General features: G+C 66.6%; 16 protein-coding genes. 11 read left to right on the top strand and 5 right to left on the bottom strand.

Annotated features, from left to right (window positions below; all coding sequences use genetic code 11):
- Positions 1-129: 129 nt before the first annotated feature.
- Complete coding sequence (locus tag ABKS89_RS06810) at positions 130-1,044, top strand: LysR substrate-binding domain-containing protein (protein WP_348587936.1); 915 nt, start codon at positions 130-132, stop codon at positions 1,042-1,044.
- A 159-nt stretch (positions 1,045-1,203) separates the two neighbouring features.
- Positions 1,204-2,400, top strand: coding sequence for a sugar transporter (locus ABKS89_RS06805; protein WP_348587937.1), 1,197 nt, complete (start codon positions 1,204-1,206; stop codon positions 2,398-2,400).
- A gap of 150 nt (positions 2,401-2,550) precedes the next feature.
- On the opposite strand, the gene putP is transcribed toward ABKS89_RS06805, so the two are convergent.
- Together putP and ABKS89_RS06795 are read right to left on the bottom strand one after the other, a co-directional pair.
- The gene (gene putP / locus ABKS89_RS06800) at positions 2,551-4,068 is read right to left on the bottom strand and encodes a sodium/proline symporter PutP (RefSeq protein ID WP_348587938.1); all 1,518 of its coding nucleotides are present in this window, start codon (positions 4,066-4,068) and stop codon (positions 2,551-2,553) included.
- 787 nt (positions 4,069-4,855) lie between these two features.
- Positions 4,856-5,605 carry an AraC family transcriptional regulator gene (locus ABKS89_RS06795; protein ID WP_348587939.1) on the bottom strand — a complete coding sequence of 250 codons (750 nt, stop codon included), beginning with the start codon at positions 5,603-5,605 and terminating at the stop codon, positions 4,856-4,858.
- Between the two features lie 250 nt (positions 5,606-5,855).
- On the opposite strand from ABKS89_RS06795, the gene ABKS89_RS06790 reads away from it, so the two are divergent.
- Complete coding sequence (locus tag ABKS89_RS06790; protein WP_348587940.1) at positions 5,856-7,904, top strand: TonB-dependent receptor; 2,049 nt, start codon at positions 5,856-5,858, stop codon at positions 7,902-7,904.
- Between the two features lie 4 nt (positions 7,905-7,908).
- Here the strand turns inward: ABKS89_RS06790 and ABKS89_RS06785 are convergent, their stop codons facing one another.
- Complete coding sequence (locus ABKS89_RS06785) at positions 7,909-8,772, bottom strand: ATP-binding protein (protein WP_348587941.1); 864 nt, start codon at positions 8,770-8,772, stop codon at positions 7,909-7,911.
- Between the two features lie 84 nt (positions 8,773-8,856).
- On the opposite strand from ABKS89_RS06785, the gene ABKS89_RS06780 reads away from it, so the two are divergent.
- The 8 genes from ABKS89_RS06780 (at position 8,857) to cmoB (ending at position 17,672) form a co-directional block, all read left to right on the top strand.
- Positions 8,857-9,663: an AraC family transcriptional regulator gene (locus ABKS89_RS06780; protein WP_138212462.1), complete on the top strand. Its 807-nt coding sequence runs from the start codon at positions 8,857-8,859 to the stop codon at positions 9,661-9,663.
- A gap of 118 nt (positions 9,664-9,781) precedes the next feature.
- On the top strand, positions 9,782-12,181 hold the full coding sequence (lon, locus tag ABKS89_RS06775) for an endopeptidase La (RefSeq protein ID WP_348587942.1): 2,400 nt from the start codon (positions 9,782-9,784) through the stop codon (positions 12,179-12,181).
- Between the two features lie 1,074 nt (positions 12,182-13,255).
- Positions 13,256-13,651, top strand: coding sequence for a protease inhibitor I42 family protein (locus ABKS89_RS06770; RefSeq protein ID WP_348587943.1), 396 nt, complete (start codon positions 13,256-13,258; stop codon positions 13,649-13,651).
- A gap of 119 nt (positions 13,652-13,770) precedes the next feature.
- Positions 13,771-14,445, top strand: coding sequence for a lysoplasmalogenase (locus tag ABKS89_RS06765; protein ID WP_348587944.1), 675 nt, complete (start codon positions 13,771-13,773; stop codon positions 14,443-14,445).
- A gap of 1 nt (position 14,446) precedes the next feature.
- Entirely contained in the window at positions 14,447-15,193 is a 747-nt protein-coding gene (locus ABKS89_RS06760) for a substrate-binding periplasmic protein (RefSeq protein ID WP_151186134.1), read from the top strand.
- Between the two features lie 87 nt (positions 15,194-15,280).
- Complete coding sequence (locus ABKS89_RS06755) at positions 15,281-15,853, top strand: hypothetical protein (RefSeq protein ID WP_081517641.1); 573 nt, start codon at positions 15,281-15,283, stop codon at positions 15,851-15,853.
- Positions 15,854-15,966: 113 nt separating this feature from the next.
- Positions 15,967-16,707 carry a carboxy-S-adenosyl-L-methionine synthase CmoA gene (cmoA, locus tag ABKS89_RS06750; RefSeq protein WP_081517640.1) on the top strand — a complete coding sequence of 247 codons (741 nt, stop codon included), beginning with the start codon at positions 15,967-15,969 and terminating at the stop codon, positions 16,705-16,707.
- Positions 16,704-17,672, top strand: a complete 969-nt coding sequence (gene cmoB / locus ABKS89_RS06745; protein WP_348587945.1) for a tRNA 5-methoxyuridine(34)/uridine 5-oxyacetic acid(34) synthase CmoB — start codon at positions 16,704-16,706, stop codon at positions 17,670-17,672. The genes cmoA and cmoB overlap by 4 nt, the downstream gene beginning before the upstream one ends.
- Positions 17,673-17,863: 191 nt before the next feature.
- On the opposite strand, the gene pdxJ is transcribed toward cmoB, so the two are convergent.
- Positions 17,864-18,607, bottom strand: a complete 744-nt coding sequence (pdxJ, locus tag ABKS89_RS06740; protein WP_138212457.1) for a pyridoxine 5'-phosphate synthase — start codon at positions 18,605-18,607, stop codon at positions 17,864-17,866.
- The gene (gene recO / locus ABKS89_RS06735; protein WP_138212456.1) at positions 18,600-19,304 is read right to left on the bottom strand and encodes a DNA repair protein RecO; all 705 of its coding nucleotides are present in this window, start codon (positions 19,302-19,304) and stop codon (positions 18,600-18,602) included. The genes pdxJ and recO overlap by 8 nt, the downstream gene beginning before the upstream one ends.
- Between the last annotated feature and the right edge of the window lie 70 nt (positions 19,305-19,374).

The raw sequence follows: 19,374 nt of genomic DNA, 5'->3' as shown, positions 1-19,374 counted from the left end.
TTGCTGAAGGTGTACACTGCGGAGGTCCTGATTGGCCTCCTGTTGCCGCCTAAGCTATTTCCAGCCGTATAGCCGGACAACTGAGGGGATTTCCTTCCAGATGAATCCAGCTCATCCATGGAGCGCACCATGTTCGCCAACCTGCCGCTTCCCGCCCTGCGCACCTTCGAATCCGCCGCGCGCCAGCTGAGCTTCAAGGCCGCCGCCCAGGAGCTGGCGGTGACGCCCACAGCGGTATCCCACCAGGTGCGCGCGCTGGAGGAATGGCTGGGCCTGCCGTTGTTCGAGCGCCTGCCACGCCAGGTGCGCCTGACCGAAGCCGGTGAGCGGCTGTTCCGCAGCCTGCATGGCGCGCTGCTGGAAGTTTCGCAATCGGTGGACAGTCTGCGCCCGCAGCGCAGCGCCAGCAGCCTGACGCTCTCCACCACGCCCGCCTTCGCCGCACTGTGGCTGGTGCCGCGCCTGGGCCGCTTCTACGCACGCTACCCACACATCCGCCTGCGCCTGGACAGCCAGTGCGAACTGCTCGACCTGCAGCAGGACGCCAGCGTCGACCTGGCGATCCGCTACGGCTTCGGCGACTACCCGCGCATGCACAACCAGTTCCTGCTGGCCGAGCGCTTCGCCGTGTATGGCGCGCCGGCGCTGGTGGCCACGGCCGACGTGGAAGTACCGGAGATGATCAGCGTGCGCTGGCACAACTCCGAGCTTTACGAGCGCGGCTGGAAGGCCTGGTGCCAGGTGGCCGGCGAAGAATGCCTGCTGGCCCAGGCGGTGCAGCGCGAGTACGACGAGGAGTTCTATGCCCTGCAGGCGGCCATCGCCGGCCAGGGACTGGTACTGGCCAGTTCGTTGCTGGTGTCCGAGAGCGTGGAGAAAGGCCTGCTGGTGCCCTACCGCCCCGACATCAACGTGCCCGGCGCCCGCTACACCGCGCTCTGCGTGCCGGGCCGCGAGCGCCACCCGCCGGTGCGGGCGTTCCTCGACTGGCTGGCCGAGGAAGCCGCGCATGCCGCCGACCCGCTGATCGACAACGCCGCCTGAGCCTGCCGCTGCGCCCGCGCAGGGCGGCATTCGCCGTGCGCGATGGGCAACCCGTGGGTAGAATCACGCCTGCCGCAACAACAATTCTTCTTTGCCCGCGACACGCTCCGCGCGTGATCCCAAGGCACGGCCTGAGCCCCACTTCACCTCAGGATTCCCATGACCACCGCGCAAGAAACCCGCTCCGGCAGTTGGCTGAACGTCATCGCCCTGGCCATCGCCGCCTTCATCTTCAACACCACCGAGTTCGTCCCGGTGGGCCTGCTCAGCGACATCGGCGCGAGCTTCGACATGCGTCCGGAACAGACCGGGCTGATGCTCACGCTCTACGCCTGGGTCGTGTCGCTGGCCTCGCTGCCGCTGATGCAGCTGACCCGCAACATGGAACGCCGGCGCCTGCTGGTGGTGATCTTCTGCCTGTTCATCGTCAGCCACGTGCTCTCCGGCTTCGCCTGGAACTTCACGGTGCTGATGATCAGCCGCTTCGGCATCGCCTTCGCCCATGCGGTGTTCTGGTCGATCACCGCGTCGCTCGCGGTGCGCGTGGCGCCGCCGGGCCAACAGGCGAAAGCCCTCGGCCTGCTGGCCACCGGGACCATCCTGGCGATGGTGCTGGGCATCCCGCTGGGCCGCGTACTGGGCGAAGCGATGGGCTGGCGCACCACCTTCCTGGCGATTGCTGGTGTCTCGGTAGTGGTGGTGCTCTGGCTGGCCCGCGCGCTGCCGCTGCTGCCGAGCCAGAACTCCGGCTCGCTGCGCAGCCTGCCGCTGCTGTTGCGCCGCCCGGCGCTGGTGTCGATGTACGTGCTCACCGTGCTGGTGATCACCGCGCAGTTCACCGCCTACAGCTACATCGAGCCGTTCGCCCGCGAAGTCGCCGCGCTGGACAGCCACAAGACCACCCTGCTCCTGCTGCTGTTCGGCGGCGCCGGGATGTTCGGCTCGATCCTCTTCAGCCGCTACAGCGAGCGTTTCCCACGCGCCTTCCCGTGCATGGCCATCGCCGTGCTCGGCGGCTCGCTCCTGCTGCTGATGCCGCTGGCCCATTCGCCCACGGCGCTGCTGGGCCTGAGCCTGTTCTGGGGCGCGGCGATCCTCTGCTTCGGCCTGGCGCTGCAGGCGAAGGTACTGCAGCTCGCCCATGACGCCACCGACGTGGCCATGGCGATGTTCTCCGGCCTGTACAACGTCGGCATCGGCGGCGGCGCGCTGCTGGGCAGCCGCGTGGCGGTGGGCATGGGGCTGGAATGGATCGGCTACACCGGCGGCGCGCTGGCGGTGGCCGGCCTGCTGCTGTGCCTGTTCGCCTGCTGGCGCTATGCAGCAGCGATGAGCAGCGGGCACGCTTCGCACTGAAACATCGGTGCTCCCTGTAGGAGCGGGCCATGCCCGCGATCGCGCGCATGGCGCGCTCCTACAGGGAGATCCGCAGCTCGCGCCGACAAAAGAGCCACAAAAAAGGCCGCGCCCCTTCCGGGAGCGCGACCTTTTTCATTCAGCGCAGGATCAGCGGCTGGTCAGCGGAGTACCGGCCGGCTGGGTCGCTTCGGCGTATTCCGCCTCGGCGTCCTCGAAACGCTGGATCATCGCCTTGGACGGTGCAGAACCGATCAGGCTGAAGACCACGATGGAAACGCTGGAGAGGATGAAGCCCGGAATGATCTCGTACAGGCCGAGCCAGCCGAACTGCTTCCAGACGATCACGGTGACCGCACCGACGATGATGCCGGCCAGCGCACCATTGCGGGTCATGCCTTTCCACAGCACGGAGAACAGTACCAGCGGACCGAACGCGGCGCCGAAGCCGGCCCAGGCGTAGGACACCAGGCCCAGGACACGGTTATCCGGATTGGCGGCCAGGGCGATGGAGACCAGCGCGACCAGCAGCACCATGGCGCGACCGACCCACACCAGCTCCAGCTGGCTGGCGTTCTTGCGCAGGAAGGCCTTGTAGAAGTCCTCGGTCAGCGCCGAGGAGCACACCAGCAGCTGGCAGCTCAGGGTGCTCATCACCGCGGCGAGGATGGCGGACAGCAGGATGCCGGCGATCCACGGGTTGAAGAGGATCTTCGCCAGTTCGATGAAGATGCGCTCGTGGTTCTCGCCCACGGCGCCAGCCTGCTCCGGGTGCGCCTGGAAGTAGGCGATGCCGAAGAAGCCGACGGCCACGGCGCCGCCCAGGCAGAGGATCATCCAGGTCATGGAGATGCGGCGGGCAGCCGGGATCGACTTCACCGAATCGGCGGCCATGAAGCGCGCCAGGATGTGCGGCTGGCCGAAGTAGCCCAGGCCCCAGGCCATCAGCGACAGCACTCCGACGAAGGAAGCGCCCTTGAACATGTCGAAGTTGGCCGCGTCCTTCAGCTCGATGGCCGCGAAGGTCGGCTCCACGCCACCAGTGGCGAACAGCACGATGATCGGGGTGAGGATCAGCGCGAAGATCATCAGCGAGGCCTGCACGGTGTCAGTCCAGCTCACCGCCAGGAAGCCACCGACGAAGGTGTAGGCGATGGTCGCGGCAGCACCGGCCCACAGCGCAGTCTCGTAGGACATGCCGAAGGTGCTTTCGAACAGGCGGGCGCCGGCGACGATGCCGGAGGCGCAGTAGATGGTGAAGAACACCAGGATCACCAGCGCGGAGATGACACGCAGCAGGCGGCTGTTGTCCTCGAAGCGGGTGCTGAAGTAGTCCGGCAGGGTCAGGGCGTTGCCGTTGTGCTCGGTGTGCACGCGCAGGCGGCCGGCGACGAACAGCCAGTTCAGGTAGGCGCCGCAGATCAGGCCGATGGCGATCCAGCTTTCCGAGATGCCCGACAGGTAGATGGCGCCCGGCAGGCCCATCAGCAGCCAGCCGCTCATGTCCGAGGCACCGGCCGACAGCGCGGTGACGAAGCTGCCGAGGCTGCGGCCACCGAGGATGTAATCGGAGAAGTTGTTGGTCGAACGATAGGCGGCCAGGCCGATCAGAACCATGGCTGCGATGTAGATCACGAAGGTGATCAGTGTTGGCGTGTTGACGCTCATGGGGACTCCCCTACAGCTTGTTTTTATCCGGGCTCGCGGGGTATCGCGGGCCCTTGACTGGCAGCCGGCGTGGTTGACGCCGACCGGTTAGCGCTTGCTCACAGGCAAACCGGGTTGCGCGTGATGCCAAACAGGCACCGAACCGCTACGCATCCCGACGCAGGCACGCCCTCGTCCTTGCTGGCGTCTTCCTGCAGCCACCGTCTCACCACGGCGACCTCCGTCCCGCCTTCGCCGGTTAGCGAGGTGCGGGCCGTTTCCCGGGCTGGGCCCGGTGATCCATCAGGCGCCTGAACGGGCGCCCGCACTACGGCAATACCTGGCGCGCCGCCCCATGGACGGGCAGCACTGCTTGCCGGAGCGATTCGAAACTGGGTTCACGCGCGCATGGAGGTGCGGCAGGGGGTGGCCGGCGCGCGAGGGCGCGGATTGTACAGAAAGCATCGGAGCGAATGGCGCCACTGGTCCGAGGGCGGACGGCGCAAGACCACGGGCGGGCGCTGCGGGCCGGGCCGTGGAGGGAGTGGCGCGGCCAGGTGCAGGCGCGCTACAGGCAAAGACAAAACCGGTGATGGGCATGCTGCCCCTCCCGCGTATCGAGCTGGCTGTTGTTCTTGGCTTGACCGGGTTGCACCTTGGAGCACCAGCAACGCGGTGGGCGGACTCTATGGGTTGCACCCAGCGAATTTCTTGCCGAAAGCTCTGGAGTTCTTGCAAAAGACTCCGGCACCCAAGGGGCGGCAGCTGACCGTTCGATCAGCAATCCAGGGCGCGCAGGCTAGCGGATTCAACTACGGCGCAGGCTGCCCGGGGTCAAGCCGAGGTATCGGCGCATCGCGGTGGTCAGCGCGCTCTGGCTGGAGAAGCCGCATTCGCCGGCCACGCCGACCAGCGGCAGGTCGGTTTCCCGCAGCAGGCGCGCAGCACGATCAAGGCGCTGGCGCAGCAGGTACTGGTGCGGCGTGAGGCCGACGCGATCCTTGAACTGCGCATGGAAGTGACTGGGACTCAGGCACGCAACCTGCGCCAACTCGGCCACGGTGATGCGCCGGGACAGGTGATCGGCGATGTAGCCGTCCAGCCGCTCCAGGTCCAGCGGTCCGCTGCGCGGCGCACGGTCTTCGCCGAACAGGCGCAGGTGCAGCGCGCGCAGCAGCACGCCACCGAGGGCGCGGGCGAGCAGCGGGTCATCGCCGTAGCGGGCGATCTCCGCGCCGGCGTAGCTGAGCAGGTGCTGGAAATCCGCATCCAGGGTCGGATAGCGCGGCACCTCGAACAACCGCGCCAGCAGCTCACGATCCTGCTCGCCGGTGCCGGCCTCGTTCAGATCGAGGATCAGCATCCGGTTGTCGCCGAGCCCGGCGAACTCATGATCGACATCCCCCGGCACCAGGCAGGCGCGCATCCGGCAGACCTCGCCGCCGGCGCCACCGATCTCGAATTCCGCGCGACCGCTCAGGGACATCACCAACTGGTGATGGTCATGGGCGTGCTGGTCGGTCTGGTCGGACAGCGTGGCGAGGCGGGTATCGAACATGGCGCTGGACTGATCAAATTTTGAGCATGGTACGGGATTCGACCGGGCCTGCCCAGCGCACAGGTGCAACCGGGCGCAACTCCAGGGATAGGCAAGCACTAAAGCATCTAAGCCGGAAAATCTTGCTAACCGATAGATATGTTATGTTATAACAAATAACACTTTCCCATTGCCCCTCCTCCGCCGCCTGGCGCATCCCTGACCACGAGGGAGGGGTTCGCTTTGCCAGAAGAAAAACCAGGAGTTCGTCATGCCCCCATCCCTTCCCCGTCCGCGCTGGCGTCTAGCACCGCTGGGCCTCGCCCTGTGCGCCGGCGCACCCTCGCTGGCCGATGCCGCCCCCACCGAGCTGGAGCCCCAGGTGATCACCGCCAACCCGTTGGGTGATGCCTCCCCCGCTGCGCCCAGCAGCGTCCTGCGGGGCGACGAGCTGACCCTGCGGCAGAAAGGCAGCCTGGGCGAAACCCTCAACGGCACGCCGGGCGTGTCCTCCACCTGGTTCGGCCCCGGCGCCAGCCGCCCGGTGATTCGCGGCATGGACGGCGACCGCATCCGCATCCTGCGCAATGGCGTGGGCGCGCTGGACGCCTCGTCGCTGTCCTACGACCACGCCGTGCCGGAGGACCCCAATGTGGTCGAGCGCATCGAAGTGGTGCGCGGCCCGGCCGCCCTGCTTTATGGCGGCAACGCCATCGGCGGTGTGGTCAACAGCTTCGACAACCGCATCCCCAGCGAACCGGTGGACGGCATCCACGGCCAGGGCGAGCTGCGCTACGGCGGCTCGGACACTACCCGCAGCAGCGCCGGCGCGCTGGAAGCCGGCGACGGCCACTTCGCCCTGCACCTGGACGCCGGCTCCCGCGAGTTCAACGACCTGCGCATCCCCGGCTATGCCCACTCGTCGCGCCAACGGCAGATCGATGGCGATGACTCCAAGCACCGCGTGAACAACAGCGACGGCCGCCAGGACAGCGGCGCCATCGGCGGCAGCTACCACTGGGATCACGGCTATGCCGGCCTGTCCTACAGCGGCTACGACAGCAATTACGGCTCGCCCGCCGAAGACGACGTGCGCCTGAAGATGCAGCAGGACCGTTACGCCTTCGCCTCGGAAATCCGCGACCTCGACGGCCCCTTCAGTTCGGTGAAGCTGGACGCCGCCTACACCGAGTACCAGCACAAGGAAATCGAGGACGGCGAGACCGGCACCACCTTCAAGAACGACGGCTACGAGGCGCGCATCGAGGCGCGGCACAAGCCTATCGGCCCGCTGGACGGCGTGATCGGCGCGCAGGTCGCCAACAGCCGCTTCTCCGCGCTGGGTGAAGAAGCCTTCGTCCCGCACACCGAGACCGACAGCGCTGCGCTGTTCTTCCTGGAGAACTGGCAGGCCAGCGAACGCCTGGCGCTGAACCTGGGCGGCCGTGTCGAGCACACGCGCATCGAGCCCAACGCCAAGGACAACGAGCGCTTCGCCGAGAACGACGGCTCGCGCAGCTTCACCGCCGGCAGCCTGTCCACCGGTGCCGTCTACACACTGACGCCGAGCTGGTCGCTGGCCGGCACCCTGGCCTACACCGAGCGCGCCCCGACCTTCTACGAGCTGTACGCCAACGGCGCCCACGCCGCCACCGGCACCTTCGAAGTGGGCGACGCCGACGCCAGCAAGGAAAAGGCCGTTTCCACCGACCTCGCCCTGCGCTTCGACAGCGGCCGCCACAAGGGCAGCGTCGGCGTGTTCTACAGCCGCTTCTCCAACTACATCGGCCTGCTGGCCAGCGGACGCTACCGCGACGAGGAAGGCGCGCTGGTGGATGCCGGCGACGACGAGGCGCTGCCCGAGTACCTCTATAGCGGCGTGAAGGCGGACTTCTACGGCATCGAGGCCCAGGATCGCATCCATCTGCTGGACAGCCCCTACGGACGCTTCGACCTGGAGCTTTCCGGCGACTACACCCGCGCCAAGAACAAGGACACCGGCGAAGCCCTGCCACGCATCGCCCCGCTGCGCCTGAACAGCGCGCTGCTGTGGGAACTGCAGCAATGGCAGGCACGGGTCGATGTGGAATACGCCGCCGACCAGAACCGCGTGCCGGAGAACGAGCTGCGCACCGATGGCTACACCACCCTCGGCGCCAGCGTCGGATACCGCTTTGACCTGGGCGACAGCCGCTGGCTGGCCTTCGTCAAGGGCGAGAACCTGACCAACCAGACCGTGCGCTACGCCAGCTCTATCCTGCGCGACAGCGTGCCGGCCGGCGGGCGTGGCATCCAGGCGGGGGTAAAGGTCGCGTTCTGATGCTCTAGAGCTGACGCCCGGCGTAATCCCGGGCGAACTGCGCGGCGATCCGACCGGACCGCGACCCGCGATGGGTCGCCCAGCGGATCGCCGCCTGCTCCCACTCCTCCTGCCGTACGCCGCCCAGGCCGTGGGACTCCAGCCAGCGGGCGACCGCCTCCAGGTACTGCTCCTGGCTGAAGGCATAGAAAGATATCCACAGGCCGAAACGCTCGGAGAGCGAGATCTTCTCTTCCACCGCCTCGCCGGGGTGCAACTCGCCACTCTCGCTGCGCTGGAACGACAGGTTGTCCTCGGCGCGCTCGGCCAGCAGGTGGCGACGGTTGGACGTGGCGTAGATCAGCACGTTGCCGGACTGCCCGGCCACCGAGCCGTCGAGCACGGTCTTCAGGCCCTTGTAGCCGGTTTCGCCATCCTCGAAGGACAGGTCGTCGCAGAACAGGATGAAGCGCTCCTGGCGATGGCGCAGCAGGTCGATGATCTGCGGCAGGTCGGCCAGGTGCTCCTTGTCCACCTCGATCAGACGCAACCCTTCGGCTTGGAAGGCATGCAGGCAGGCCTTCACCAGCGAACTCTTGCCGGTGCCGCGCGCGCCGGTCAGCAGTACGTTGTTCGCCGGGCGGCCGGACACGAACTGACGGGTGTTCTGCTCGATCAGCGCCTTCTGCCGGTCGACGTTGCGCAAGTCATCGAAGGCGATCAGCGCAGGCTCGACCACCGGCGTCAGGCGCGGCTGGCCCTGGCGGTATTCCCAGAGGTGGGCGATGGCGCCCTCCTGCAGCGCCAGCTCGGGGCGCGCAGGCAGGGATTGTTCGAGCAACTGGGCGATTCGGGCCAGTTGTTCGGCGATAACGGACATGTCGGTCATGGCGGAATCATCGATGCAGATGGGGACTGTTCAGCAGCCTAACGATGGAGGAAAGTGGTCGTCTAACGACAAACAGGCATCTACATGCGCAAAAAGGACATTGCAGCCCAACCGCTGGAAAACCACGGCGACGAACGGGCCGCCAGCCCGGTGGCAGCCATCGCCCTGGACTTCCCCGATGGGCATCAGGTGCCTGCGCACAGCCATCACCGCGCGCAACTGCTCTACGCCGTGCGCGGCGTGCTGGTGGTGGGCAGCGCCAGCGGACAGTGGGTGGTGCCGGACAACCGCGGCCTGTGGATACCCGGCGGCGTGGAGCACTGGACGCGCATGGTCGGCAACGTGCAGGTGCGCACCCTCTATGTGGAACCGGGCAGCGCCCCGCACCTGCCGCCGGACTGCTGCGTGCTGGCGGTCTCGCCGCTGCTACGGGAACTGATCCTGGCGGCGCTGTCGATCAGCGGCGAGGTCACCCCGGACTCCCGCGACGGTCGCGTCCTCGGCCTGATGCTCGATGAACTGCGTGAAGACCCGATGCTGCCGCTGCACCTGCCGCTGCCCGCCCATCCGCGCCTGCGTGCATTGTGCCAGGCCATCCAGGCCCAGCCCGGCGACAGCGCGAGCCTTACCGACTGGGCCGCCCGGCTGAATGTCGACAGCAAGACGGTGCAGCGCTGGTTCTTCGCCGAAACCGGGCTGACCTTCGGCCAATGGCGGCAACAGGCACGCCTGCTGGCCGCACTGGAGCGCCTGGCTCTGGGCGAGAGCGTGCTGAGCGTGGCGCTGGAAGTGGGCTACAGCACGCCCAGCGCCTTCAGCGCCATGTTCAGCCGCCAGTTCGGCCGGCCGCCCAGCGATTTCCTGCGGCCGCGCCCGCTAATCCGCTCGTAAGCTTCGTTCGCACACAATCGGCCGCAACATCTGCGGACACATCCTTCGAAGCAATGGGATTGAAACCCCGCGCCGGTTTCCCCATCTAGACTGTCATGTTCAATCAGTCAGGTGCCTCATGAGCGACCACGACGAGATTCACGATATCCATAGCGCCGAAGAGGTCAGCAACACCGGGCTGGTGTTGCCGGGGCAGAACCTGCCGACCACGGTCTACGTCATTCCGATCCACAACCGCCCGTTCTTCCCGGCGCAGGTGCTGCCGGTGATCGTCAACGAGGAGCCGTGGGCCGAGACGCTGGAACTGGTCGCCAAGACCGAGCACCACAGCCTGGCGCTGTTCTTCATGGAGAACCCGCCGGAAGACCCGCGCCACTTCGACCCGGACAGCCTGCCCGAGCACGGCACCCTGGTGCGCGTGCACCACGCCAGCCGCGAGGGCGGCAAGCTGCAGTTCGTCGCCCAGGGCCTGTCGCGCGTGCGCATCCGCGGCTGGATCAAGCGCCACCGCCCGCCCTTCCTGGTGGAAGTGGAGTACCCGCACACCCCCAACGACCCCAGTGACGAGGTGAAGGCCTACGGCATGGCCCTGATCAACGCGATCAAGGAACTGCTGCCGCTCAACCCGCTGTACAGCGAAGAGCTGAAGAACTACCTCAACCGCTTCAACCCCAACGATCCGTCACCGCTGACCGACTTCGCCGCCGCGCTGACCACCGCGCCCGGCTCCGAGTTGCAGGGCGTGCTGGACACCGTGCCGATGCTCAAGCGCATGGAGAAGGTACTGCCGCTGCTGCGCAAGGAAGTGGAAGTCGCACGCCTGCAGAAGGAGCTGTCCGCCGAGGTCAACCGCAAGATCGGCGAGCGCCAGCGCGAGTTCTTCCTGCAGGAACAGCTGAAGATCATCCAACAGGAACTGGGCATCACCAAGGACGACAAGAGCGCCGACTCCGACGAGTTCCGCGCACGCCTGGAAGGCAAGACCCTGCCCGAGCAGGCGAAGAAGCGCATCGACGAAGAGCTGAACAAGCTGTCGATCCTGGAGACCGGCTCACCGGAATACGCCGTCACGCGCAATTACCTCGACTGGGCGACCTCCGTCCCGTGGGGCCTGATGGGCGTCGACAAGCTCGACCTCAAGCACGCGCGCAAGGTCCTCGACCGGCACCATTCCGGCCTGGAAGACGTGAAGGACCGCATCCTCGAGTTCCTCGCGGTGGGCACCTTCAAGGGCGAGATCGCCGGCTCCATCGTACTGCTGGTGGGCCCGCCCGGCGTGGGCAAGACCAGCATCGGCAAGTCCATCGCCGAGAGCCTGGGGCGGCCGTTCTACCGCTTCAGCGTCGGCGGCATGCGTGACGAGGCCGAGATCAAGGGCCACCGCCGCACCTACATCGGCGCCCTGCCCGGCAAGCTGGTGCAGGCGCTGAAGGACGTCGAGGTGATGAACCCGGTGATCATGCTCGACGAAATCGACAAGCTCGGCAGCAGCTACCAGGGCGACCCTGCCTCGGCGCTGCTGGAGACGCTGGATCCGGAGCAGAACGTGGAGTTCCTCGACCACTACCTGGACCTGCGCCTGGACCTGTCCAAGGTGCTGTTCGTCTGCACCGCCAACACCCTGGATTCCATCCCCGGCCCGCTGCTGGACCGCATGGAAGTCATCCGCCTGTCCGGCTACATCGCCGAGGAGAAGCTGGCCATCGCCAAGCGTCACCTGTGGCCCAAGCAGCTGGAAAAGGCCGGTGTGCCGAAGAGTCGCCTGTCGATCAACGACGCTGCCCTGCGCGCGGTGATCGAGGGCTATGCCCGCGAAGCCGGCGTGCGCCAGCTGGAAAAGGTGCTCGGCAAGCTGGTGCGCAAGTCGGTGATGAAGCTGCTGGAAGACCCGGACTCGGTGGTGAAGATCGGCGCCAAGGACCTGGAGGAGTACCTCGGCATGCCGGTGTTCCGCACCGAGCAGGTGCTCTCCGGCACCGGCGTGATCACCGGCCTTGCCTGGACCAGCATGGGCGGCGCGACCCTGCCCATCGAGGCGACGCGTATCCACACGCTGAACCGCGGCTTCAAGCTCACCGGGCAACTGGGCGACGTGATGAAGGAGTCGGCGGAGATCGCCTACAGCTACATCAGCTCGAACCTGAAGAAGTACGGCGGCGAGTCGAGCTTCTTCGACCAGGCCTTCGTCCACCTGCACGTTCCCGAGGGCGCTACGCCCAAGGACGGCCCCAGCGCCGGCGTGACCATGGCCAGCGCCCTGCTGTCCCTGGCGCGCAATCAGGCGCCGAAGAAGGGCGTGGCCATGACCGGGGAGCTGACCCTCACCGGCCAGGTACTGCCCATTGGCGGGGTGCGCGAGAAGGTCATCGCGGCGCGCCGGCAGAAGATCTTCGAGCTGATCCTGCCCGAGCCCAACCGTGGCGATTTCGAAGAGCTGCCGGAGTACCTGAAGGAAGGTCTGACGGTGCATTTCGCGCGGCGCTATGGCGATGTGGCGAAGGTGCTGTTCCCGGCCTGATGTCCTGAACCAACCTGTAGGAGCGGGCCACGCCCGCGATTCGCGCCCATAGGGCGCTCCTACAGGCTTGCTCCGGGGTTTGGGCTTTGGCTTTTGCAGGAGCGGAGCTTCTCCGCGATGCTCTTGCTTGGGCTTGGGCTTGGGCTTGGGCTTGGGCTTGGGCTTGGGCTTGGGCTTGGGCTTGGGCTTGGGCTTGGGCTTGGGCTTGGGCTTGGGAGTTTCCGCGCCGCTTCGGCGTGCGCACGGACTTCTTGTTTCGCCCCCTCGGGCGAGTCACTTTTCCAAACGCCGAAAAGTAACCAAAAGGCTCGCCCCTACATCCGGCTTTTCGCTTCGCGAAAAGTACCCTCGGTTCTTCGGAGTTCCAGGGGCCCGCGTTGACGGGCCATCCCTGGCCCGACAACGCTCTCGCGACATCCATGTCGCTCAACCCCTGAAACTCCGATCACCTTCGGCCTCCTGAAAGGGGCACTCCGGAGCGTGCGGGTATTTCCCTGGAAGACCTCAAAAGCAAAGCACGAAGCCCGATGCTTGCGTAGGGCGGATAACCCGGAACGGGTTATCCGCCGATGCCACAACGGCGGATAACGCTGACGCGTTATGCGCCCTACGGTCTGTTCGCGAGCAAGCTCGCTCCTACGAAGAGCAACGACTCTCGCGCTGGCTTTGGCTTTGGCTTTGGCTTTGGCTTTACAGAAGACTTCCAGAAAAACATCCGCGCACTCCGACTGCCCCGTTCAGGAGGCCTCGTTGAAGCGGAGTTTCAGGGGTTGAGCGACATGGATGTCGCGAGAGCTGCGATGGGCCAGGGACGGCCCTTCGCAGCGAGCCCCTGAAACTTCGCTTCAACGAGGGTATTTTTCGCCTAAGCGAAAAACCGGATGTCCGGGGCAAGACCTTTGCCTCCTTTGGGGCGTTTGCCAAAGAAGGTCGCCCGAGGGGGCGAAACAAGAAGTCCGAGCGCACGCCGAAGCGGCGCTAGAACGCCCAAGCCAAAAGCATCGTGGGTGTGCGTCCGCTCCAACGCCGATTGCGTTATCCTGCGGCGCAACCTGTCCCCTCCCAGGAGCCGTCATGCCGTCGTACCGCTCGTTGCTGCCCCTCACCCTGACCCTGCTCGCCGGCTGCGCCGGGCAGACCAAACCCGTGGTCACCCTGGAAGACGCCAGCGACTGCAAGCCGCTGAAGCTGCACACCGGCCAGGAGCTGGTGCTGATCCTGCCGAGCAACCCCACCACCGGTTTCCGCTGGGAACTGCGCAACGCCGCCAACGGCCTGCTGCGCGCCCTCGGCCCGGAGGTCTACAGCAACCCGGAAGACGCAGGCCTGGTCGGCAGCGCCGGCGAGTCCGCCTGGCGCTTCCGCGTGACCGCCGCCGGCGAGGACAAGCTGGAACTGGCCTACCGCCGACCATGGGAAGCGGAAGTAGCACCGGCGCAAACCTTCGTCTGCCCGATCAGCGTCAAGTAAAGCTCGCTCAGCAGAACGCCCACCCGGCGCCATAAGCCGCTCGCGCTGGCGCCTTCGGCCTGTGGGCCGGGCGACACGCTGCGGCACAGTGGGCGTTCATTTCCTCGGGAGGGAACCCCATGCGCTGGGCACTCTTGGCACTGATCGGCGGTGCCGCCTACCTGTTCGCCGTCACCTTCGACCTGCCCACCTTGCGCATGCTGTGCAAGCCGCTGCCGGTGCTGGCCATGCTGCTATGGATTCTCACCTCGCCCGCCGACGGCTATCGCCGCTGGGTCGCCATCGGCCTGGTGCTGTCGATGCTCGGCGACATCCTGCTGGAATGGCCGATCAACGCCTTCGTTCCCGGCCTCGCCGCCTTCCTGCTGGCACACCTCGCCTACCTGGTCGCCTACCTGGGCGACACCCGCCGCTTCGCCCCACTCGGCCTGCTGGTCGCCGGCGGCGTGGGTGGCGGCCTGTTCGCCCTGCTCTACAGTCGCGGCCTGGGCCCGCTGCTGCTGCCCATCGCCCTGTACAGCCTGACCATCAGCGCCATGCTCTGGCGCGCCATCGCCCGCCTTGGCGTACCCAGCATCACCAATGCCAGCCGGGTGTTTGCCGCCCTGGGCGCGCTGCTGTTCGTCAGCTCCGATTCGATGATCGGCATCAGCCGCTTCGTCGCCGCCTTCGACGGCTCCTCCTACGCCATCATGCTCACCTACTGGCTCGGCCAGTTTGGTATTGCCGCGTCCGTCACATCCCGTCATATCGCTCTGCCATACTCGGAAGGACAATCCACTTCCCGGGCCTGACATGCTGCGAATTGCGTCACCGCTGCTGCTCCTCTGTTCGGCGCTGGCCAGCGCCGAACCCCTGCGCCTGGCCGGCGACGACTGGTGCCCCTACCTCTGCCCGGACGATCCGGACAAGCCCGGTTACCTGCTCGAAGCCCTCGGCCGGGTGCTGCCGCAACCACCCCGCTTCGAACCGCTGCCCTGGCCTCGCGCCCTGCAGATGGCCCGCGAGGGCCTGGTCGATGGCGTGGTCGGCGCCTACAGCGAAGAGTCCGCAGAACTGCTGATCGGCAAGGAGCCCATCGGCTGGGTGACCATGCGTTTCTACGTGCGCCAGGACAATCCCTGGACCTGGAAGGGGCCGGCCTCGCTGAGCAGCCAGTCCATCGGGCTGGCTCAGGGCTACTCCTACGGCAAGGAGCTGGACGACTGGCGCGACGAGCACCTGGCCAACCACGAACAGGTGCAGGTGCTCAGCGGCGAGAAGGTGCTCGAGCGCAACATCCAGAAGCTGCTGCTCGGGCGCATCACGGTGCTGCTCGAGGACAGCCAGATCGTCGAGCACTACCTGCAGCGCCATGGCCTCTCGGAGCGCATTCAAGCGGCCGGCGAGCTCGCCGATAAACGTCCTATGTACGTCGCGCTCAACCCTCGCCTGGAGGGCGTGCAGGAGCGCCTGGCCGACCTCGACGAGGGCCTGCGCGAACTGCGCCGCAACGACCAGTGGAAACCCCTGATGCAGGGTTACGGCATCGCCGTTGACTAGTCCTGTGAAGGCGTGAGAAAAGTCCGGCAGAGCCCTCTGTCATCGGCTATAGATCAATCAATAAGAGACTGGGAAAAGGGGAGCTCCATGCGTGCAGTAGTTCGCTCGATGTTGTTGCTGGGAGCCTGCCTGACACTCTCGGCCTGTGGCAGCCTGTTGCCCAGCGAACGCGCGGAAGTGCAGTCACCATTCCTGGATTACCAGGATGCACAGAGCCGCTACAACCAGGTCGACCCTGGCAAGACCACCAAGTCGCAGCTCTATGCGCTGGGCTTCGATCCGCTGTCCCAGGGCAACGCCAAGATGCTTTCGTTCATCGACGTGCGCCTGCTCTTCGTGCAGCCCAACATCCCCATCGACTACCTGCCCGACGGCCTGGTGACCTGCCTGCAGGCCAAGGACCGCTGCGTCGGCTACGCCTTCGACTTCAACAAGACCGACAGCCAGCGCGTGGGCAGCTTCTGGGCCGACATCTTCAACTTCCGCAAGCGCCGCCAGGTGCAGGGCTGGTCGTTCCGCCCGGTGTTCGTGCTGATCGACGACGTGGTGGTGCACAAGACCAGCAACGGCGAGCCGAACATCCGCCGCATGGAAGACAAGAAGAACCCCCTCGGCCCGCTGCAGGGCGCCGGCGAATACTTCTCCGACCAGCTCAAGTGACCCTCGTCCGCTAACGGTTGGGCGCACCTCGCGCCTCGGCTACAATGCGCGCCCCGGCAAATCGGGCGCGCCGCGCCCTGTTGCCTGTTCAGCGTAACGAGGCCCCATCCAGCGTGAGCGAATCCGACCGCATCTTCGCCCAGCCGCAAACCCAGGTTCCCGACTTCACCTTCAACGAGGATGTGGTGCGCGTCTTCCCGGACATGATCAAGCGATCGGTGCCGGGCTACCCCACCATCGTCGAGAACATCGGCGTGCTCGGCGCGCGCTTCGCCGCCCCGCACAGCGTGCTCTATGACCTCGGCTGCTCGCTGGGCGCCGTGACCCAGGCGCTGCGTCGCCACGTGAAGACCGAAGGCTGCCGCGTCATCGGCGTCGACAACTCCGCCCCGATGATCGAGCGCTGCGGCGAATACCTGCGCGCCCAGGACGCCATGCACCAGGAACTGCTGCCGGTCGAACTGATCGAGGCGGACATCCTCAAGCTGGACCTCAAGCCCTGCTCGCTGATCGCGCTGAACTTCACCCTGCAGTTCATCGCCCCCGAACAACGCCTGGAACTGCTCACCCGCCTGCACAGCGCCCTGCTGCCCGGCGGCGCGCTGATCCTCTCGGAAAAACTGCGTTTCGCCGACGAGCAGGAGCACGAGCTGCTCACCGACCTGCACATCGACTTCAAGCGCGCCAATGGCTACAGCGAACTGGAAATCGCCCAGAAACGCACCGCCATCGAGAACGTCATGCGCCCCGACACCCTGGATACCCATCGCGAGCGCCTGCTGGCCGCCGGTTTTTCCAAGGTCGTGCCGTGGTTCCAGTGCCTCAACTTCGCTTCCCTGATTGCCCTGCCATGATCGAACGCTTCGACCTCGACCGCCTGCGCCTTGAACTGGCCGGCACGCCACTGGAATCCTGGGCCGCCTCGCTGCCCGTGCAACTGGCCAGTAAGGTCGACGATGGTCACGGCGATCTCGAACGCTGGCTGGCCGCAGTGGACCGCCTGCCGCCGCTGCAAGCCGCTGCCATCGAGCTGCGCGAGCGCTTCAACCTCGAAGGCGCCTGCGACGAGGACACCCGCGCGCAGCTCAAGCTTGCCCTGCAAGGGCTGATCCCGTGGCGCAAGGGGCCGTTCAACCTGTTCGGCGTGCACATCGACACCGAATGGCGCTCGGATTGGAAATGGGAGCGCGTCTCGCCGCACATCGATCTGGCGGGCAAGCGCGTCCTCGACGTTGGCTGCGGCAACGGCTACTACCAGTGGCGCATGCTTGGCGCCGGCGCGCGCAGCGTGGTGGGCGTGGACCCGAACTGGCTGTTCTTCTGCCAGTTCCTCGCCATGAAGCATTACCTGCCGGACCTGCCGGCCTGGCACCTGCCCTTCGCCCTGGAAGACCTGCCCGAGAAACTGGAAGGCTTCGACACAGTGTTCTCCATGGGCGTGCTCTACCACCGCCGCTCGCCCATCGACCACCTGCTGGCGCTCAAGGACTGCCTGCGCCGTGGCGGCGAGCTGGTGCTGGAAACCCTGGTGGTGGAAGGCGACGTGAACACCGTGCTGGTGCCCGAGGACCGCTACGCGCAGATGCGCAACGTGTGGTTCCTGCCGTCGGTGCCAGCGCTGGAACTGTGGCTGCGCCGTGCGGGCTTCACCGACGTACGCAGCGTGGATCTCAGCCGCACCTCGGTGGAAGAACAGCGCGCCACCGAGTGGATGCGCTACCAGTCGCTGCCGGACTTCCTCGATCCGGACGACCACAGCCGCACCCTCGAAGGCCTTCCGGCGCCGATGCGCGCCACGCTGGTAGCGCGCAAGCCCTGATTTGTGCTGCGCCCTGGCAGGCGCAGTCGCGGGCATGGCCCGCTCCTACAGAGGTGCAGGCCGTACAACCGTTCTCGGTTGTACGCGGCCGGATCAGAACGTAGGGCGCATAACGCCTAAGGCGTTATCCGCCGTGGTGGCGGATAACCCGTTCCGGGTTATGCGCCCTACGGTTTCAAATCAGGTAGCGATCAGCGGTTGGCTGCCGCCACGATCAGCGCCTTCATCTCGGCAACCGCCTGCTTGAAGCCCACGAACAGCGCATGGGCGACGATGGCGTGGCCGATGTTCAGTTCGTTGATCCCGGCGATGGCCGCTACCGGCTCGGCGTTGTGGTAATGCAGGCCATGGCCGGCGTTGACGATCAGGCCATGGGACAGACCGAACTCCACGCCATCGCGGATGCGTGCCAGCTCGTGGGCGCCTTCGGCCGGGTTGTGGGCGTCGGCGTAACGACCGGTGTGCAGCTCAACGGCAGGAGCGCCAACCCGAGCCGAAGCCTCGATCTGGCGCTGGTCCGGGTCGATGAACAGCGACACCTCGCAGCCCGCGGCCGCCAGGCGCTGCACCGCTTCGCGGATGCGCGCTTCCTGGCCGGCGACGTCCAGGCCACCCTCGGTGGTCAGTTCCTGGCGGGTCTCCGGGACCAGGCAGACGTGGGCCGGACGGATGATCTCGGCGAACTTCATCATCTCCTCGGTCACGCCCATCTCGAAGTTCATACGGGTCTGCAGCACTTCGGCGAGCACGCGCACGTCGCGATCCTGGATGTGCCGGCGATCTTCGCGCAGGTGCACGGTGATGCCGTCGGCGCCGGCTTCCTCGGCGTCCAGCGCGGCTTTCACCGGGTCGGGATAACGGGTGCCGCGGGCCTGGCGCAGGGTGGCGACGTGGTCGATGTTCACGCCGAGCAGAATACGGTTGGCTTCAGTCACGGGAGTTGTCCTTGCGATTCATGAAGAGCTCGCGGCTGACCAGCGGTCGGCCGCCAAGATGGGGTGCCAGGGCCTGGCGCATCAGGCGCTTGGCCGCCGCCAGGGCGCCAGGGGCGCTCCAGTCGGCTTCGGCCATGGCCAGCAGATCGGCACCATGGAACAGCCCCGGCTGCAGGCTGCCGACCGGTTCGAGGCCCGCGTCGGGCAACAGGCGGTAGAGGCCATCGGGCGCCACGGCCTGGCCGACGATATCGGTGTCCAGGGAAAAACCATAGCCCAGGTCATCCAGCAGCCGCCATTCGAACGAGCGCAGCAGCGGCTCCAGCGGACTGCCGGCGGCCAGCAGCGGCAGGGTCGCGCGGTAGTGCTCGAACAGCGCGGGATGCGGGTCTTCCACGGGCAGCAGGCGGACCATCAGCTCGTTCAGGTACAGGCCGCTGAACAGCGCTTCGCCACTGAGCAGGTTGGGGATGCCGTTAGGCTCCAGGCGCACGACGTTCTTCAGGTCGCTGCGTCCGCGGAATTCACCCTCCAGCGGCACGAACGGCCGCGCCAGCGCTCCAGCCTTGCCCCGCGCGCCACGCAGGACGGCGCGCAGACGCCCCTGCGGGGTGAAGAAATCCACCAGCGCGCTGGTTTCCTTGTAGGGACGGCTGTGCAGGACGAAGGTGGCTTGGGCGGTAGAAGCGAGGCTCATGGCGCTGCGCCTGGAGTGGGAGTCGGGAGGCGGGCGCGCTCAGGCACCCGAAGGGTACGCCCCGCGAATG

The sequence above is a fragment of the Pseudomonas sp. LABIM340 genome (genome assembly GCF_040017195.2).
In the GTDB taxonomy this organism is placed as follows: domain Bacteria; phylum Pseudomonadota; class Gammaproteobacteria; order Pseudomonadales; family Pseudomonadaceae; genus Pseudomonas.
This window is presented reverse-complemented; position numbering and strand designations above follow the sequence as displayed.

Bases quoted from the DNA above. Each gene is read 5' to 3' on its own strand.
- ABKS89_RS06810 (WP_348587936.1), top strand. From the start codon at position 130: ATGTTCGCCAACCTGCCGCTTCCCGCCCTGCGCACCTTCGAATCCGCC.
- ABKS89_RS06805 (WP_348587937.1), top strand. From the start codon at position 1,204: ATGACCACCGCGCAAGAAACCCGCTCCGGCAGTTGGCTGAACGTCATC.
- putP (WP_348587938.1), bottom strand. From the start codon at position 4,068: ATGAGCGTCAACACGCCAACACTGATCACCTTCGTGATCTACATCGCA.
- ABKS89_RS06795 (WP_348587939.1), bottom strand. From the start codon at position 5,605: ATGTTCGATACCCGCCTCGCCACGCTGTCCGACCAGACCGACCAGCAC.
- ABKS89_RS06790 (WP_348587940.1), top strand. From the start codon at position 5,856: ATGCCCCCATCCCTTCCCCGTCCGCGCTGGCGTCTAGCACCGCTGGGC.
- ABKS89_RS06785 (WP_348587941.1), bottom strand. From the start codon at position 8,772: ATGACCGACATGTCCGTTATCGCCGAACAACTGGCCCGAATCGCCCAG.
- ABKS89_RS06780 (WP_138212462.1), top strand. From the start codon at position 8,857: ATGCGCAAAAAGGACATTGCAGCCCAACCGCTGGAAAACCACGGCGAC.
- lon (WP_348587942.1), top strand. From the start codon at position 9,782: ATGAGCGACCACGACGAGATTCACGATATCCATAGCGCCGAAGAGGTC.
- ABKS89_RS06770 (WP_348587943.1), top strand. From the start codon at position 13,256: ATGCCGTCGTACCGCTCGTTGCTGCCCCTCACCCTGACCCTGCTCGCC.
- ABKS89_RS06765 (WP_348587944.1), top strand. From the start codon at position 13,771: ATGCGCTGGGCACTCTTGGCACTGATCGGCGGTGCCGCCTACCTGTTC.
- ABKS89_RS06760 (WP_151186134.1), top strand. From the start codon at position 14,447: ATGCTGCGAATTGCGTCACCGCTGCTGCTCCTCTGTTCGGCGCTGGCC.
- ABKS89_RS06755 (WP_081517641.1), top strand. From the start codon at position 15,281: ATGCGTGCAGTAGTTCGCTCGATGTTGTTGCTGGGAGCCTGCCTGACA.
- cmoB (WP_348587945.1), top strand. From the start codon at position 16,704: ATGATCGAACGCTTCGACCTCGACCGCCTGCGCCTTGAACTGGCCGGC.
- recO (WP_138212456.1), bottom strand. From the start codon at position 19,304: ATGAGCCTCGCTTCTACCGCCCAAGCCACCTTCGTCCTGCACAGCCGT.